The following is a 16863-nucleotide window of genomic DNA, read 5'->3' as shown; positions in this document are numbered from 1 at the left end:
GAACGAGTGTTCCAGTATATCTATTCGTATTTGATCCTTTACACTTTGCGATCGGGATCGTCATCTTTGTCCAGCGAATGGGAATCCTTTTGTTGTGAAGAATCCTTCTGTTGCAGAGAAGAATCATTGTGTTCCGATTGCACAGATGAAGTATCCGTCGGTTGTTGTCGCACGGGCGGTATGTTCTGCTGAACGGAATGCCCATCATATGGTGTCTGTGTCGGCTGTTGTGGATCAGACGGTTGTGACTGACCTTGCTGCGGTTCCTCATACATGCGGAAGCGCTGCGGATCGTTTGGTATGTTACCCGGCGGTGGCGGTAAATCTGGACGATAGTATGGTTGTCCACCATCCGGTACAGCACCCGGGAATGGTGCATACGGATGCGGCGGTGGTGTGTATGGCGGATAGGCGTTATCCGCACCTTTGTTACGTGCATACAGATAGATCAGATACGCGATAATCGCTGGCATAATGATATAGAAAATACCAAACGCCACATTGGTTGCACCGCCAGTTAACATCAGGCTGAACGACATCAGAATGGTATCGAACATGACGTGTGCGAAGACCGCAGCCATAAAGCCATAGCGTAAGAACACAAGACTGAACAGCAGACCGATAATTAGCAGCTCAATCGGACGCGAATAGACCGGATAGATCGGATACAGCGTATGACCAAGCGCCCAGATAATCGATGTCAGGACGGACGCGATAAATGTATTGCGTAGCAGCTTTTTGAGCATGCCGATCCCGAACAGACGGTATACACCTTCTTCGCCGATGCCTGCCATCCATGCCAGCAGCGGCAGCAGCACGGGAATGACCATATTGTATGGTGAACTGGAATCGTCACTGGATGAGAAGACACCGAGTGAGTTTTCGAGCAACAGATAAATGACCGATTGCACGCCCAGCAAAATGATTGCAAACAGATAACCAATCGCTGCGCTGTGCAGTACATAGGTGCCATAGCCTTTTTCACGAAGACGTGGCCACATATTCATGCCGCGCTCGCGCCATAATGCATCCCCGCCGACAAGCGAGAAGTATAGCAGTACTGCCATCAGCACATTCAGTACGAGTTGCAGTGCGACCATGATGAGCATGGTCAATTCGCCGTAAGAGCCGCCGCCATACATGCGCTCCAGATACGGCCACATGTTCACAACGCTGATGATCGATACTGCGCAGTAGATGATGCTGAGAATAATTCCTCTTTTAAAGGAAGTATGGCGGCGTTTGATCGATGCGAACACAATCGCTAGTACGCCAAGCACCAGTGTGAAGAAGCCGTAACCGCCCAGCGTTAACCAGAGCGCCAGATTGGTCTGGGACTCGATATAACCGGTATACGACGATGGTGGTGTCAATACGGGTTCTAGAGATGCAACCTGATTGTCGTCGAATGCCAATTTGAGATGCAATTGTGCGTCGCCGATTGTAGCGCCATCTACTATATAATCCAGCCCCGGCTGATCTTCGGTGCTTTGCAGTTTCAGCTTGGCAGGATCATAACCGAGCGTTAGCAACAGCGGATGTGCCAGTTCTTCTTTATCCGCAAGGGTGAGCGAGCCATCATTGCTGACTGGGGATTCGGTAGTCATGCTCGTCATACTGCTCAGTGCATGGGATACTTTACCGATTTTGAAGCCAGTGACATTGCCAGTGTTCATATGTACATCAATATCTACAGAATACGCAGGGTTGCCGTAATGAACGCGAAACACATCGTAGGGAGCGAGCTTCTCGACGGATTTGGAATATTCGCTGCCTAGCTTCTCGCGCGCGATATAACCGCTCAGTTCTGCATTGGTTACGTAGGTAACGCTGGGCGTGCCTAGATCACTGCGTTCCTCTGGGTTCAACGGCAGACTGGACTTGAATGTTTCTGCGGTTTGCAGCGCTTGCTGTGGGGTGATGGATGCGGTCTGTTCGGTTTCCAGTGTGTCGGACGGCGTAATGGGAAACACCTGTGTAAACAGAAAGAAGATCAGACCGATCATAGCGAGTATGCCCAGTATTTTATAATTAGGTTTCAATTGTACGGGCTGTCCGGTTGGATTCATGAGTTCCTCCTCATAATGAAATAAATGAACGTATGCTGTAAATTGCAGTCTGTAATGATACGGGATATTAACCGCAACAAACCGTGCTGGAATCAACTATGATCTTGCTCTGATAGAGTAGTGGATGAGCGCAGGCATACGTAATGCAAGTGTATCGCAATACCGTACCCATTGCAAAAGACTCATGTCTTCTTTTACAACGGGATTGTGTATGAATGGCAGGATGTATGTTCACGATTGTAAAAAGGTAAACGGCGAGTGCAACGTTACTCTTCATCCGGTGATAATTGTTCATTTTCCAATAGAGGCGGATTATCTTCCACCCGGATATTGGCATCGCGAATCATCGGTGAACGATCGCCAAAATTGGCAGTCGTATCCGCGATCCACTGGCGAGCGGCGCTACCCAGCTCTGCCGCTTCATTGTAAATGAGACAGGTTGTGCGCCGTGTCTGTTCCAGCTCTGGAATGTGCAGCGATACCAATTCATTGCTAGACAACAGCTGCTCCCCGATATACGAGCGCGGTAACAGTGCCGCCGCCATACAGATCGGCAGTAAGCGTACAATCGCTTCAAAGGAATCAATCTCCATGCGCAAGTCTGGCATGACCATGTAACGGTGAAATACATCGTCGATCAGTTTGCGATACCAGGTGCCTTTGGAGAACATGATCATCGGCAATCCTTGCAGACTTTGCATACCCGGCTGTTTCTGCTCAGCAAGCGGATGACTTTTCGGAATGACCAGTTCTAAGTGATCGTCGAACAGTGGCGCGCAGACAAGACCGGATTCATGGATCGACGAAGCGACGATGCCGATATCAGCACGTTTGTCACGAATGTCATTGACAATCTCATGTGTCTTGCCCGTAATTAGCTTTACTTCGGCATACGGATGCTTCTCGGTAAAGCTGCGTACGAGCGGTGGCATCGTCGTTTGTAACGTAGTCAGGCTGGCGCCGAAGGTGACGGTGGTCTGTTCCTCGGACTTATAGCGGTTCAAACTTTGCAAAAAGCGCAGCTGCTGCTGACGCTGTTCCAAGGCGAATGTATACGTTAGCCGTCCGATCGCGGTTAGCTCCAGCCGTTTACCGTTGCGATTGAATAGCGATACGCCTAACTGTTCCTCTAATTTGGCAACTTTGCGTGATAAAGCAGGCTGCGATAAGTTGAGCAGGCGGGAAGCCTGATTTAGGCTGGATTGCTCAACAACGACTGCAAACACATCCAGATCTTCAATCATCTGACAAAAGTCTCCTCTCTTATGCAAAAAAGTTATAACAATTAATAATTATATTGCAATTCCATTATAAGACAATTTAGAGTAACATGAAAAAGACACAACTTGTTCACAACGTAATTTTATGTGACAGCCTCCCTGAATGGAGTGACTGTAACGCAAGATACGATGATGGCTAAATAACAGGTTGCAACGCTGCGGAAGATGGGGAACTTCCTATGCAAGGGTAGCCGGAGGTCCGATTCATTACCGTCTATCCGAGTCTAGGCGGCATTTTACATGCCTGTCGCAATGAAAACGCTCTTATTATGAAAGGGGAACGTCATTCATGAAAGGCTTCTACGCCAGAAGGCTGCACTCGCTGCTCGGGATCATTCCGCTCGGATTGTTCTTTATTGAGCATATGATCACCAACTTTTCCGCATACGAAGGGGGAAAGGAATCATTTGACTCAGGTGTGGCATTTTTGAACGGTTTGCCGCTAGTCCTGTTTCTGGAACTTGTGTTTATCTTTTTGCCATTGCTGTATCACGGGATTTACGGTCTGTATATCGCGTATCAGGCGAAACCGAACAACAATCATTTCGGCAATGAGCGCAACTGGCGGTATACGCTTCAGCGTGTAACCGGTGTTATTACATTTGTTTATATTTCATGGCATGTGTACGATACACGTTTCCAAGTTGCACTGGGCAATGTAACACATGAACAGCTTGGCGGGATTATGCACAATATTATGACCAATCCTGTTACCTTCGTATTGTACGCGATCGGCGTCGTTTCTGCATCGTTCCACTTTTCCAATGGACTCTGGTCCTTCCTCGTTACGTGGGGCATCACAGTGGGACCGCGCGCGCAGCGTGTATCCAGCTATATCTGCATGACCATCTTCGTAGTGGTTGCAATTATGTTCTTGCTGTCCATGGTGGCATTCCGCAATGTGGACTTCCAAGATCCGACTGTTGCATTTGAAAGTATTCGTCATCTAGTCGCATAAATTACCGGCAGAGCGGATTCGTTGCTCACCTGCCGGAGTAGGCACGTTATAAGGGGAGGGTAATTTCTTATGGCAACATCCAATATTATTATCGTGGGCGGCGGTCTTGCTGGTCTGATGGCAACCGTCAAAGCGGCGGAAGCTGGCGTTCACGTTCATTTATTCTCACTCGTACCGGTCAAACGCTCGCACTCCGTATGTGCGCAAGGCGGTATCAACGGTGCGGTTAATACAAAAGGGGAAGGCGACTCGCCGTGGCTGCATTTTGACGATACAGTCTATGGCGGTGACTTCCTCGCTAACCAGCCGCCTGTCAAAGCGATGTGTGATGCGGCACCGGGTATTATTCACTTGATGGACCGGATGGGCGTCATGTTCAACCGGACACCGGAAGGTCTGCTCGACTTCCGTCGTTTCGGCGGAACAAAGCATCACCGTACCGCTTTCGCAGGCGCGACGACGGGTCAGCAATTGCTGTACGCACTGGATGAGCAGGCACGTCGCTGGGAAACTGCTGGTCTGGTCACCAAGTACGAAAATTGGGAATTCCTGAATGCCGTACTGGATGACGAAGGCGTATGCCGCGGTGTGGCTGCACAAAATCTGCGCACGATGGAGATCGTTACGTTTGGCGCAGATGCGGTCATTCTTGCGAGCGGTGGTCCCGGTATTATTTTCGGTAAAACGACCAACTCGGTTATCAATACAGGTACAGCGGCAAGCGCCGTGTATCAGCAGGGCGTGAATTACGCGAACGGCGAATTTATCCAGATTCACCCGACCGCGATTCCGGGCGACGACAAGCTGCGTCTCATGTCTGAATCAGCGCGTGGAGAAGGTGGACGGATCTGGACGTACAAAGACGGCAAGCCTTGGTACTTCCTAGAGGAAAAATATCCTTCCTACGGTAACCTCGTTCCGCGTGATATCGCTACCCGCGAAATCTTCGACGTCTGCGTTAACCAGAAGCTAGGCGTGAACAATGAAAACATGGTCTATCTCGATCTGTCTCACAAAGACCCGAAAGAGCTAGACGTCAAACTGGGCGGCATCATCGAAATCTATGAAAAATTCATGGGCGACGATCCGCGCAAAATCCCGATGAAAATCTTCCCGGCAGTCCACTATTCGATGGGCGGCATGTGGGTCGATTATAACCAGATGACGAATATTCCCGGTCTATTCGCAGCCGGTGAGTGTGAGTACCAGTATCATGGTGCAAACCGTCTGGGCGCCAACTCGTTACTGTCTGCCATCTATGGCGGCATGATCGCTGGTCCGAAGGCAGTCGAATATGTCAAAGGTCTGAAAAAATCGTCCGCCGATATATCGCAAAGTGTATTCGACGGCGCACGCAAGCAGCAGGAAGACAAGTATGAGCGTTTGCTCGGCATGGACGGTACGGAGAACGCTTATGTGATTCACCGTGAGCTGGGCGAATGGATGACCGACAATATGACGGTTGTTCGTTACAACGACAAGCTGCAAGCGACGATCAACAAGATCAAGGAACTGAAGCAGCGGTATAACAAGATCAACGTCAACGATGCTTCCCGCTGGAACAACCCGGGTGTAGCCTTTACCCGTCAGCTGTGGAACATGCTGGAATTGGCAGAAGCGATGACGCTCGGTGCTCTGCTCCGTGATGAAAGTCGCGGCGCGCACTACAAGCCAGACTTCCCAAGTCGGAATGACGAAGATTTCTTGAAAACAACGGTAGCCACTTGGACACCGGATGGACCGAAGATCTCCTACGACGAAGTAGATGTATCGCTCATCCCGCCGCGTATCCGCGACTATTCCAAAAGCTAAGACGTCAAGTCTGTTTATGATAATGTCAGGTTCAGCCAATACAAGGCTTTCTGTGCATGACGTAATTCTACAGGGAGCCTGATCAGCATCATGTTGCACACGCAACCTATCTTATTGTCCAAACAAGGGGGCATTAGCAATGGCGGAAGCAGTAACCACCGGAAACCCGGCAGCACAGCAGACAGCCAAGAAAGTGAAGTTTGTCATCACCCGTCAGGATCAACCGGAAGGTCCATCGTATAATGAGGAATTTGAGATTCCATACCGTCCGGGTATGAACGTAATTAGCGCCCTGATGGAAATTCAGCGTAATCCGATCAACAGCGGGGGCAAAGACACCGCTCCGGTATGCTGGGAATCCAACTGCCTGGAGGAAGTATGCGGAGCCTGCTCGATGGTCATCAACGGCAAACCGCGTCAGGCATGTTCATCGCTGGTCGACAAGCTGGAGCAACCGATCACGATTGCACCGATGAAAACATTCCCGGTCGTACGCGACCTTGTCATTGACCGCAGCCGCATGTTCAGTGCGCTGAAAAAGGTCAAAGCATGGATTCCGATCGACGGTACGTATGATCTTGGTCCGGGTCCGCGGATGGCGGAAACGAAGCGTCAGTGGGCGTATGAGCTGTCCAAATGTATGACCTGCGGCGTTTGTCTGGAAGCTTGCCCGAACGTGAATGAGAAAACGGACTTTATCGGTCCGGCACCATTGTCTCAGGTGCGTTTGTTCAATGCGCATCCGACAGGCGAGATGAATCAGGAAGAACGTCTGGATGCGATCATGGGCGAAGGCGGTATCGAAGCGTGCGGGAACTCACAAAACTGCGTACGTTCTTGCCCGAAAGGCATTCCGCTCACAACATCTATTGCGGATCTGAACAAGGAAACGAACAAACGTATGTTTAAACGCTGGTTGAGTGTATAATTTCATATAGACCGGCAGCAAATACAGAACGGAAATACACTCGTCGTGTAGGTTCCGGTGAAGGCGGGTAGCACACAATTGTGCAGCCCGCTTTTTCCTATCTGTTCGGTTGCTGTACCTGAAATATACATAGCAGCAAGATATGACCGGAGGAATGAATATGATTACGGAACGTCCGATTAACTATACCCAATTGAAAACTGAATTTGCCGCGCTCGGCGTGCAGCCCGGCATGAATCTGCTGCTGCATTCCTCGCTCAAACAAATCGGCGGCTGGATTCCCGGCGGTGCGGAAACGGTCATTCTGGCGTTAGAAGATGTGCTCGGCTCCGAAGGCACCCTTATGATGCCAACGCAGACATCACAATTGACCGATCCCAAATTATGGCGCTACCCACCTGCCGATCCGCGCTGGTGGGATCTGATTCGCGAAAGTATGCCGCCATATGATCCAGATTTTACTGTTACGACAGGCATGGGGGTGATCGCTGAGACATTCCGTAAGCAACATGGCGTGTATCGCAGTCATCATCCGCATGTATCATTTGCGATTCGTGGCAAGCATGGAAAAGAGTGGGCGGAGCAGCATCCGCTGGACTTTGGATTGGGCGATCAATCGCCACTTCAACATCTATATGACGCTGATGGATACGTGCTGATGCTCGGTACGACGTATCTCACCAACACTTCGATTCATCTGGCGGAATATCATGGGGAATGGAATGGCAAAAAGCAGATTACGATGGATGCACCGATGACGACGGAGAAGGGCAAGCAATGGGTACGATTCCGCGATCTGAACTTTGATTCTGATGATTTTGACCGTATTGGTGCTGATCTGGAGCAGGATTGTCCGCATCTGGTCGTTCAAGGCACCATCGGCAGTGCGACTGCCAAATTGATCAAACAACGTGGATTGGTGGATTATGCAGCAAGCTGGTTGGAACAGAACCGCTAAGGATATATAGATAATGACAGCAAGTACATGACTAGGGGGATGACAGATATGATCTGGAGAGAACGAAAAGATTCATTTATTATGATTCGACAGCACGACCATGCCCGCATATCGGGAGCGATTTCCCGTCATATGGATCAAGGGGCTTCACGCGATCAGCAGCGCTGGGACGATGTGTTACTCGCTTGTGAGCAGCATGATCGCGGCTGGATTCCGCTGGATCAGATTCCGATGTGGAATGAAGTGAAGGAGCGTCCATTTTCGTTTATGGATTTTCCAGAGCCTGCGAAGCTAGTATTTTACCGATACGGGATTGATCAGTTAGAGGAGATGTGTCCGTATGCAGGTATGCTTGCCAGCTTCCATTATGGCGCGCTAATCGGTGAATATGGTGCACAAGATCCATTTGGACGAGGGTTTCTGGATGAGGAGAAGAAGCGTCAGGAGCGGATCAAAGAGCAGACCGCACCGGGCGAAGAGGAGCTACGTTACCATCGCGCTGTGCTGGAATTATGCGATGATCTGTCACTATATGTGTGCTTGAATGAGCCGGGTGTAGACAAAAAAGACGAGATGGAATGGTGGAAAGAAGGCTTTGAAGTTGGTAAAAAGCTGGACGCCGCCGACCAGAAGACGATTATGCCAACATGGTTGGATGAGCGTCAGGTTGTACTTGATCCGTTCCCGTTCCTGGAGTCGTTTGAAGCGACGATTATTTATCGCGAAGTGTCCAAGTCCCTGATCGCCGAAAAAGGCATGGAAGCGGCATACGAGGCGTCAGAAGAGCGATTGCAGGAAGTGGTATTCCGAGGAACCGAATCGGCGTAAGCAAGGTTAGATTACGAAGAACAGAATACATCATGTTCGGAAGGACACAGCAGGCTGTATTGCTGGCAATGCACGATGTATGATTGGGTATTGCTTCGTTCCACATTTGACGGCGGCGCAAGGATTCGGCAAAATAATCATTATATATTATGAGAACTTATAATGATAACAGCGGATCGCCGTTTGGATGGGAAATGGAGGGAACATACCTGAAGCCATATTATAATCAAGCATATACCTGCTTCGGGAGTACCCATTCCCCGGAATTGCATGTATGGACAGCAATCAATTCAAATACAAATCAGAACAAACCACAGCATCCTCGCACCTTTAGTCGGCGTCAGTTTCTCAAAGGCAGTCTTGCTACTGGCGCAGCGCTTGGTCTGGGTGGGCTGAGTTACACTTGGATCGGTGAACCGAACTGGCTGGAAAAGGTATATATTTCGCTGGAATTACCGAATTTGCCACCTAGTCTGAATGGGATGCGGCTAGTACAGTTTAGCGATATGCATCTCGGCATGGGCAAGAATATCGGCGATCTGGATAAGCTGGCAGATGTGATTATGGGTGAAAAGCCCGATCTGCTGTGCTTTACTGGTGATATGGTAGATGAATATGCTAGCGAGCTGAACGGCGGAATTGCCGCCTTGCAGCGAATGCAGGCACCACTAGGTAAATTCGCCGTACTCGGCAATCACGATTATCTGGATGATGTGTTAGCAGTATCGCAGCAGATGCGTCAAGGTGGATTCCAGATGCTTATTAACGAAAATCATATTATCACTCGCGATGACGGTGTGCTGGCAATCGCCGGACTGGATGATCAATTACTCGGCAACCCGGATGTACATAAAGGAGCGAAAGGCATTCCAGATGATGCCTGCCGCATTCTGCTGATGCATGAGCCGGATTATGCCGACCGTATACCGGAGGAGTTACAATTCGGCTTGCAGTTGTCCGGGCACAGTCATGGTGGGCAAATTCGGGTACCGCTGGTCGGAGCGGTCATTACGCCCAAAGGCTCACGCAAATATGTGATGGGCGGTTACAAGGCTGGAATCAACGGTCATCTGCCGCTGTATGTGAATCGAGGAATCGGGATGTCGCAGCTACCGGTGCGGTTTATGTGCCGACCGGAGCTGACTATCTTTACCTTGCACCGCGCGTCGACCTGATCTGCGGGCGCTTACTGAATTATGCCGGCAAACGGTCAGGATGGAGGGGGAAATCATGGAACGTATTGCACTTGTATCGGATATTCATGGAAATATGCCTGCTTGGCAGGCAGTGCTGGATGATATAGATCGCCGTGGGATACGGCGCATTTTTTGTCTTGGCGACATTGTGGGGAAGGGACCGGATTCGGTTGCTATTACCGACAGTGTGAGAGAACGCTGTGAACTTGTGCTGCGCGGCAACTGGGAGGAGCTGATCGTGCGCATGAGCAACGAAGACGAGTTGTTCGGCTGGCATCATCGTCGTTTGGGCGAAGAACGGTTGTCCTTTTTGGATTCCTTGCCACTGCGATATGACTTCACATTCAGCGGACGGCTGATCTCGCTCGTCCACGCTTCGCCGGAAAGTGTATTTCAGCGTGTACAACCGTGGGACGATCTGGACAGTCGCATGGGCATGTTTGCTCCGGTGCCGGACGAAGATACATCTCTTCCGCGCATTCCTGAGCTAGTCGGCTACGGAGATATTCATAATGCGTATTTGCAGCATCTGGATGGACGCGTCCTGTTTAATACCGGTAGCGTAGGTAATCCATTAGATGGCAAAGGAGCATCGTATGTCATTCTTGAAGGCGAACCAGATGCCACAGAGCCAGTTCCGTATTCCATTCAATTTGCCCGTATTCCGTATGATGTGGAGCAAGCTGTACAGGATGCGGTTGACGCTGGTATTCCGGCGCTGGATTATTATATGAAAGAACTGCGTACCGGTATCTACCGGGCATTGCAGAAGTAAGGAAACGGAGGAATGGCGATGCTGAGTAAACAGGATTTGAAAAGAGCTGTGCCTGAGCTGCATACCGACCGGCTGGTGCTGCGTCGCCTGACAGCAGAGCACGTGGAGCGCTGGTGGGAGTGCGCTAGCGATCCCCAGGTGCTCACCTATCTGTACGGTACACCGGAGATGAAGGAATATCAGGTGCTACAGCCAGATCGACTCGGGCGCCGGGTGGAGGAAGCGTTCCGTAGTATGAGTTCGATTCATTTTGCGATCATGTCCAAAGACGGAGAATCCATGTACGGCGTTTGCTCCTTTCAACGCTGGGACGAGCATGCCGCGCGCGCCGAAATTGGCTTTGCGCTATGCAAAACATTTTGGGGCAAAGGCTATGCCACCGAAGCAGTGGGCAGTCTGATCAGCTTTGGGTTTGAGCAGATGGGCTTGTCTCATATCGTCGGTCGCTGTCATGTCAAAAACGATCTGTCGATCCGGGTGCTGGAAAAGAACGGCATGCGTCAACAGCCGCCTTCCAATTCCGGTATCAAAAGCTACTGGCAGGAGATGGGCATCATTGTGTACTCGGTCGCTCAGAGTGAATTTCAGCTCCGCAAAGACCGCGCCGCACTGTATGCGTCCTCGCGTGAACACGGCGGCGATTCTGTTGCGCCATGACGGTGGAACGCTGGTTTACGAGTCGCCTTGGCGTTGTTGTCAGTTCAGTGCTGGCAACAATGCTATGGGGCAGTGCATTGCCTTTTATCAAATTAAGCTATGCGCATCTACATATTGGTAGTGGCGATCTGTTCGCTCAGTGGCTGTTTGCAGGGTATCGGTTTGTACTAGCGGGATTGCTGCTAATGGGACTGGCGTGGCTGCTCAAACCGCGTGGTGTTCCGGCGACACGTATTCCGGCTTCCTCGCTGGTGGTGCTGGCATTAACGCAAACTTTTTTGCAGTATATTTTCGTATATGCGGCGCTAGGCAACGGCTCAGGTATGACGATGTCGATCATTTCAGGTTCAGTATCGTTGTTCCAACTGCTGGCAGTGCGCTGGCTGGTGCGTACGGAGCGTCTGTCCACGCGTAAGTGGCTAGGGTTGTTGCTAGGCTTTGGCGGTATTGCGGTGATGGGGATGGCGTCGGGGGGCAATCAGCATCTGGCGTTTGGTGTGGCTGAATTGCTGATGCTGCTGTCTGCTCTGTCCGGCGGTGTTGGGAATGTGCTGGCACGTCGTCAGGCAGCTTTTGAACCGGTGATCAGTCTGACTGGTAGACAGATGTTCTGGGGTGGGATCGGGCTGGTGATCGTCGGTTGCGCGTCGGGGAATCCGTTTCCGTTTGATTGGGATGGGACGGGGCTATTGATGCTGTTGTATTTGTCGCTGTTGTCGGCTGGCGCGTTTGCACTGTGGAATACGGTGATGAAGTACAACGAGGTCGGTAAGGTGTCGATGTATTTGTTTTTGTCGCCGCCGTTCGGTGTGATTCTGTCGGCGTTGTGGCTGCATGAACAGGCATCGATCTGGTCTTTTGCGGCGCTGGCGTTGGTGACGTGCGGGATTGTACTGGTGAATCAGGAGCGGCGGGCAGTGAGTACTGCTGGTATGGATGATACACCAAATCAGCGTTAGCTGGAGTGGAAATGCTTATGTTATTTAATGTTATGTAACTGCAATGTGGTTGCAATCTAACTTTAACAGGGAGCGGGTAAGATACATAGTGTAAGACCCCCTTTTTGGTATATGCATGTGACCCGTCGACTTGGCGGGTCTCTTTTTATTTGTGGGTATGGGTGGGGAAATCGACAGTTTGAGCTTGGAGCAACAATCGCTCTGTAAAGGGATAGGGAAACAGACTCCGGTGGAGCCGCAGGAATCTACGCAATGGAAGTGAAGGTAGATTCCCGCGCTCCAAAGCAGTAAGATATTTTGCTTCCGCAAAAATCACTTTTTATTGAACCTCGTGTTTGAAGAAAACACTATAAGTCGTCTTTGTTCCCTATTCCCTTTACGCCGCTATGTGCTTCCGCGCCATGTCGGATTTGTCCAGATACGGAGGGGGCAGTTGGAAGGGCAGAAGAGTAAACCGTAAACCGTAAACCGTAAACCGTAAACCGTAAACCGTAAACCGTAAACCGTAAACCGTAAACCGTAAACCGTAAACCGTAAACCGTAAACCGTAAACCGTAAACCGTAAACCGTAAACCGTAAACCGTAAACCTTGTATTTGTTACAATGGGGTGCGGTTTTTTAGAGTAGGGGACGTGTTTTATTGGATGTGGAGGGATGAGGGATTATCTAATTATGGTTAGTGGAAAACAAAAAAAGTCCTGCTTTGGTCGGCAGGACTTGGATGGTAGGTGATAAGATCGTGATAGATTGATTTTACTATTACAGCGCCACGACTTGGCGTTGTTTTTGTTTGTAATATACCCATTCGGTATAGCCGATATCGCGTAGCTTCTGAGCCACAACGTCGAAATCGTCGCCGACGCGTTGTGGGATGTGGGAGTCGGAGCCGAAGGAGATTTCTACGCCAAAATGGTAGGCTCGTTCCAGAATGGCATCGACAGGGTGCCAGAGTCCGCAGGCTTTGATTTTGCCGGAGGTGTTGACCTCGATGGCGACGCCAGAAGTAGCAATCGTTTGCAGCATTTGATCCAGCGCGTGCGGTGCTTCGATGTCGGTGAACGCCGGGTAGTTGCTTTTCATGGCGTCAATGTGACCAAGAATATGGAACAATCCACTCTGGGCGGATTGGCCGATCATGCGGAAGTATTCTTCCTTGACCGTCACTTTGCCAGCATTGTCCAGTTCATCCCAACGAGTAGGATCGAAGATGCTGCGACCGCTGCTAAAATGAACAGAGCCGATAATATAGTCAAATGGATATGAATCCAGCTGTTGTTTGTACAAATGGGCATGATGCGGGAAATAGTCGGATTCGATGCCGAGCAGAACGTCGATCTTGCCCTCATATTCCTTTTTCAGATCCAGCACTTCCTGCACGTAGGCGGATAGCTGGCTTTTGCCCATAGCGGTGTTAGGAAATGCCTGGTCTTCGTCAAAGCCAAAGTATGGCGTATGATCGGAAATGCCGATCACTTGCAGCCCGGCGGCAATGCCTGCTTCAATATAGTCTCGGATGTCGCCATCCGCGTGTCCACAGCGATAATGATGAGTATGAAGATCGAATTTCATTGGCAAACAGGCTCCTTTGCTTCCATGGGAATGAGGTGCGGATGAACTGGTACATAACATATCACCAGTTGCAGCACACGGGAATCGCAACTTCGTACAGCTACCTTGTTGATTTATTCAGGGCTGATAAAGCGGTCTTCCGGCATGCCTTTGAGATCATCCAGAAACTGGCGCATCGCCGAATTCAGATAACGACCGGATTTGTAAATCAGACCGACCGGGTGACTTACTTCAAACTCTGGCATCGGAATCATAACCAGTGTGCCATGACGCAGCTCGCTGGAGATAGACTGGCGGGAGATGATTGCAGCACCGAGATCGATCTCGACCATGCGCTTCACTTCCTCGCTGCTGGACAGCTCCATAATGATCTCCGGCACAACGCCGTGCTTTTTGAATACATCATCTACGAATTTGCGTCCGACGGTATCCGGTGAGAGCATGATAAGCGGCAGATGCTGCAAATCCTGAATGGTTGCCTTTTTGGTGCGAGCCAGCGGATGCTGGGGAGAAACGACCAGCTCAAACATATCGTAATACAGGATGGAGGTTTCGAGGTTCGGGTTGCGTTCGATCAGGTAACCGATTCCAACATCAACCATACCATTTTCCACACTGTAGTAGATTTGGGAGGAAGGCATCGAATGAATCATCGTTTTGATCAGCGGAAATTGATTTTGAAAATAAGCAAGCACGCGCGGCAGAATCTGAATGGCAAACGAAGTTGTCGTACCGAGCAAAATGCGTCCCTGCGGAGTCTCATCCAGATCTGCCAGACGCTGCTTCAGCTGTTCCACAACAGCCAGAATCTGTTCGGCATGCTCCAGAAAGACCGTTCCTTGATCGGTCAGTGTCACCGGTTGGTTCCGGTTCACCAGTACCGTCTTGAACTCGTCCTCCAGACTTTTGATCTGGGCGGACACCGCAGGCTGGGTCAGATTCAGCAGCTCGCCTGCTTTACGGAAGCTCATCGTCCGCGAAATGGTCAATAATGTTTCCAGTTGACTGATATTCATGAGTTCCTCCTTATGTACACCTGTTAGTAAATTATAGTGGATTGCCGAAAAAGCGGCAATGATGCTGAAAATCCAATTCTCCATTTCGCAAGTTTTGCAAAAGCAATCATGGATCATTTACAGCGAAATTCGACGAAATTTTTACCAGAAAAACACTGGAATTTGAATAAAACGCCAGCTTTTGGTCTACATAAAACATCGTTACCTTCCGATAATAATAAAAAGTCGTCAAATGGACCCATAAAAAGGTTCGTTATACCAGTCTTTATACCCAATAAAATCGTAACATGTCGATTTCGCTCCCATTTTGTAAAAATAATTTTAAAATTTTGGGTTGTAGCCATGTTTCTGGATGAATTGTCCTAGGTTATAAGGTATAATGAGCATATTAATCATAGGTCATAAGTTTCATTTAAAATATAGCCCATTAGTGGAGGGAGTATTAAGGTATGAAGGCGGAAGTTATTAATCCATTTTTGGAAGCAGCGAGACTCGTTATTGGTCAGGTCGTTCAAGTCTCACCTTCTACAGGCAGTCTCGGTATCAAAGATATCGAGCTGGTTGATGATCATATCTGGATTCAAATTGGTATGACCGGGCAAATGAGCGGAGATATTATTTTTGGTATTCATGAAAGTGTAGCACTGCGTATGGTTTCGGCAATGATGGGCGGTTTTGTGCTAACGGAGATGGATGAGATGGGACAGAGCGCGATTTCGGAGCTGGGCAATATGATCAGCGGTAACGCTAGTACTATTTTATCGAATCAAGGTGTAGTAGTAGATATCACGCCACCAAAAGTGATGAAAACGAGTGCGGTAACAGGCTTCATGTCTGCCAAAGCACTGACGATTCCATTGATTATGGATGGGATCGGCGAGCTGGATATTCAGGTTATGGTATCCTAATTTCGCTTATTGCTTGATTTCGTTTCTGAGTAAGATACAATTTAATGAAAATGCAGTAAACAAGCAAGCTGTTCTTTAGCCCCTTTGGTAGAGGGGGAAAGAACGGCTTTTTTGTTTGTGCTGGATATGTAACCGTGCATCACCTAAAATAAGGTAGACTGGAGGGATTGGCGTTGAAATTGAACAACAAAATCGTATTCATTACCGGCGCCTCAAGCGGATTGGGCGCTCATACGGCGCAATTATTGACGGAGAAAGGCGCCATTCCGATATTGACTGCCCGTTCCGAGGATAAGCTAAAGACGTTATCGGCTGGCTTGCAAGGTGAGCATCGCGTGTATCGTATGGATGTACAGCAGCAGGAGGATGTCGAGAGAGTAGTGCAGCAGGTACTAGACCAGTACGGACGCATTGATATTGTGCTGAACAACGCGGGCTACGGGCAATTCACGACACTAGCAGAAACGGGTGTAGATGAATATGCGCAGATGATGGATGTGAATTATATGGGCATCGTTCGTTGTACCAAAGCGATTGTCCCACATATGCTGGAGCGCGGTAGCGGTCAGATCATCAACGTCGCGTCGATGGCGGGCAAGTTTCCGACTGCCAAATCAACCGCCTATACGGCGACCAAATTCGCGGTGCTGGGCTTTACCAATTCATTGCGTCAGGAGCTGCGGAACAGTGGCATTACTGTATCTGCGATCAACCCGGGTCCGATCAGTACCGCGTTCTTTGATCGTGCGGACCCAACGGGGGCTTATGTGAGCAATGTGAGTAGCTTTATGTTATCGACGGACAAAGTCTGTCGCGAGATCGTACGCATGATGGAACGCCGACGTGAGGAAGTGGATTTGCCGCGTTATGCCGGGTTTGCACTGCGATTGTATCAGCTGTTCCCACGGCTCGTCGATCGCCTGACGTATTCGTTTTTTGACCGTAAATAA

Annotated in this window: 15 protein-coding genes; 11 read left to right on the top strand and 4 right to left on the bottom strand. The window is 49.7% G+C overall.

Annotation, left to right across the window (positions count from 1 at the left end; translation table 11 throughout):
- Positions 1-38: 38 nt before the first annotated feature.
- Positions 39-2069: a type II CAAX prenyl endopeptidase Rce1 family protein gene (locus ACDE64_RS18960; protein WP_411347876.1), complete on the bottom strand. Its 2031-nt coding sequence runs from the start codon at positions 2067-2069 to the stop codon at positions 39-41.
- Positions 2070-2335: 266 nt separating this feature from the next.
- The gene (locus ACDE64_RS18955; protein WP_411343641.1) at positions 2336-3313 is read right to left on the bottom strand and encodes a LysR family transcriptional regulator; all 978 of its coding nucleotides are present in this window, start codon (positions 3311-3313) and stop codon (positions 2336-2338) included.
- Positions 3314-3638: 325 nt separating this feature from the next.
- Between ACDE64_RS18955 and ACDE64_RS18950 the strand changes: the two genes are divergently transcribed.
- The 9 genes from ACDE64_RS18950 (at position 3639) to ACDE64_RS18910 (ending at position 12420) form a co-directional block, all read left to right on the top strand.
- A complete protein-coding gene (locus tag ACDE64_RS18950) occupies positions 3639-4307 on the top strand; it encodes a succinate dehydrogenase cytochrome b558 subunit (RefSeq protein ID WP_411343640.1) in 669 nt (222 codons plus the stop codon).
- A 69-nt stretch (positions 4308-4376) separates the two neighbouring features.
- Entirely contained in the window at positions 4377-6119 is a 1743-nt protein-coding gene (gene sdhA / locus ACDE64_RS18945) for a succinate dehydrogenase flavoprotein subunit (protein WP_411347875.1), read from the top strand.
- Between the two features lie 139 nt (positions 6120-6258).
- A complete protein-coding gene (gene sdhB / locus ACDE64_RS18940) occupies positions 6259-7047 on the top strand; it encodes a succinate dehydrogenase iron-sulfur subunit (RefSeq protein WP_411343638.1) in 789 nt (262 codons plus the stop codon).
- A 160-nt stretch (positions 7048-7207) separates the two neighbouring features.
- On the top strand, positions 7208-8005 hold the full coding sequence (locus tag ACDE64_RS18935; protein WP_411347874.1) for an aminoglycoside N(3)-acetyltransferase: 798 nt from the start codon (positions 7208-7210) through the stop codon (positions 8003-8005).
- A gap of 48 nt (positions 8006-8053) precedes the next feature.
- The gene (locus ACDE64_RS18930) at positions 8054-8833 is read left to right on the top strand and encodes a DUF3891 family protein (RefSeq protein WP_411347873.1); all 780 of its coding nucleotides are present in this window, start codon (positions 8054-8056) and stop codon (positions 8831-8833) included.
- 194 nt (positions 8834-9027) lie between these two features.
- Positions 9028-10008, top strand: coding sequence for a metallophosphoesterase (locus ACDE64_RS18925; RefSeq protein WP_411347872.1), 981 nt, complete (start codon positions 9028-9030; stop codon positions 10006-10008).
- Between the two features lie 55 nt (positions 10009-10063).
- A complete protein-coding gene (locus ACDE64_RS18920) occupies positions 10064-10804 on the top strand; it encodes a metallophosphoesterase family protein (RefSeq protein ID WP_411343634.1) in 741 nt (246 codons plus the stop codon).
- A gap of 18 nt (positions 10805-10822) precedes the next feature.
- Entirely contained in the window at positions 10823-11461 is a 639-nt protein-coding gene (locus ACDE64_RS18915; protein WP_411347871.1) for a GNAT family N-acetyltransferase, read from the top strand.
- Positions 11458-12420, top strand: coding sequence for a DMT family transporter (locus tag ACDE64_RS18910; RefSeq protein ID WP_411347870.1), 963 nt, complete (start codon positions 11458-11460; stop codon positions 12418-12420). Before ACDE64_RS18915 ends, ACDE64_RS18910 begins: the two co-directional genes overlap by 4 nt.
- Positions 12421-13179: 759 nt before the next feature.
- Here ACDE64_RS18910 and ACDE64_RS18905 read toward each other — a convergent pair.
- Complete coding sequence (locus ACDE64_RS18905) at positions 13180-13989, bottom strand: histidinol-phosphatase (protein WP_411347869.1); 810 nt, start codon at positions 13987-13989, stop codon at positions 13180-13182.
- A gap of 113 nt (positions 13990-14102) precedes the next feature.
- On the bottom strand, positions 14103-15005 hold the full coding sequence (locus ACDE64_RS18900; protein ID WP_411343630.1) for a LysR family transcriptional regulator: 903 nt from the start codon (positions 15003-15005) through the stop codon (positions 14103-14105).
- A 449-nt stretch (positions 15006-15454) separates the two neighbouring features.
- Here ACDE64_RS18900 and ACDE64_RS18895 point away from each other — a divergent pair, with 449 nt between their 5' ends.
- Together ACDE64_RS18895 and ACDE64_RS18890 are read left to right on the top strand one after the other, a co-directional pair.
- On the top strand, positions 15455-15913 hold the full coding sequence (locus ACDE64_RS18895; protein WP_411343629.1) for a chemotaxis protein CheX: 459 nt from the start codon (positions 15455-15457) through the stop codon (positions 15911-15913).
- 173 nt (positions 15914-16086) lie between these two features.
- Positions 16087-16863 carry an SDR family NAD(P)-dependent oxidoreductase gene (locus ACDE64_RS18890; protein WP_411347868.1) on the top strand — a complete coding sequence of 259 codons (777 nt, stop codon included), beginning with the start codon at positions 16087-16089 and terminating at the stop codon, positions 16861-16863.

Origin of the sequence: Paenibacillus sp. WLX2291 (genome assembly GCF_046603665.1) — a bacterium.
Classification (GTDB): Bacteria; Bacillota; Bacilli; order Paenibacillales; family Paenibacillaceae; genus Saccharibacillus.
This window is presented reverse-complemented; position numbering and strand designations above follow the sequence as displayed.

Coding starts and splice junctions, on each gene's coding strand:
- ACDE64_RS18960 (WP_411347876.1), bottom strand. CDS start 2,069: ATGAATCCAACCGGACAGCCCGTACAATTGAAACCTAATTATAAAATA.
- ACDE64_RS18905 (WP_411347869.1), bottom strand. CDS start 13,989: ATGAAATTCGATCTTCATACTCATCATTATCGCTGTGGACACGCGGAT.
- ACDE64_RS18950 (WP_411343640.1), top strand. CDS start 3,639: ATGAAAGGCTTCTACGCCAGAAGGCTGCACTCGCTGCTCGGGATCATT.
- ACDE64_RS18955 (WP_411343641.1), bottom strand. CDS start 3,313: ATGATTGAAGATCTGGATGTGTTTGCAGTCGTTGTTGAGCAATCCAGC.
- sdhB (WP_411343638.1), top strand. CDS start 6,259: ATGGCGGAAGCAGTAACCACCGGAAACCCGGCAGCACAGCAGACAGCC.
- sdhA (WP_411347875.1), top strand. CDS start 4,377: ATGGCAACATCCAATATTATTATCGTGGGCGGCGGTCTTGCTGGTCTG.
- ACDE64_RS18930 (WP_411347873.1), top strand. CDS start 8,054: ATGATCTGGAGAGAACGAAAAGATTCATTTATTATGATTCGACAGCAC.
- ACDE64_RS18915 (WP_411347871.1), top strand. CDS start 10,823: ATGCTGAGTAAACAGGATTTGAAAAGAGCTGTGCCTGAGCTGCATACC.
- ACDE64_RS18910 (WP_411347870.1), top strand. CDS start 11,458: ATGACGGTGGAACGCTGGTTTACGAGTCGCCTTGGCGTTGTTGTCAGT.
- ACDE64_RS18900 (WP_411343630.1), bottom strand. CDS start 15,005: ATGAATATCAGTCAACTGGAAACATTATTGACCATTTCGCGGACGATG.
- ACDE64_RS18920 (WP_411343634.1), top strand. CDS start 10,064: ATGGAACGTATTGCACTTGTATCGGATATTCATGGAAATATGCCTGCT.
- ACDE64_RS18925 (WP_411347872.1), top strand. CDS start 9,028: ATGGAGGGAACATACCTGAAGCCATATTATAATCAAGCATATACCTGC.
- ACDE64_RS18935 (WP_411347874.1), top strand. CDS start 7,208: ATGATTACGGAACGTCCGATTAACTATACCCAATTGAAAACTGAATTT.
- ACDE64_RS18895 (WP_411343629.1), top strand. CDS start 15,455: ATGAAGGCGGAAGTTATTAATCCATTTTTGGAAGCAGCGAGACTCGTT.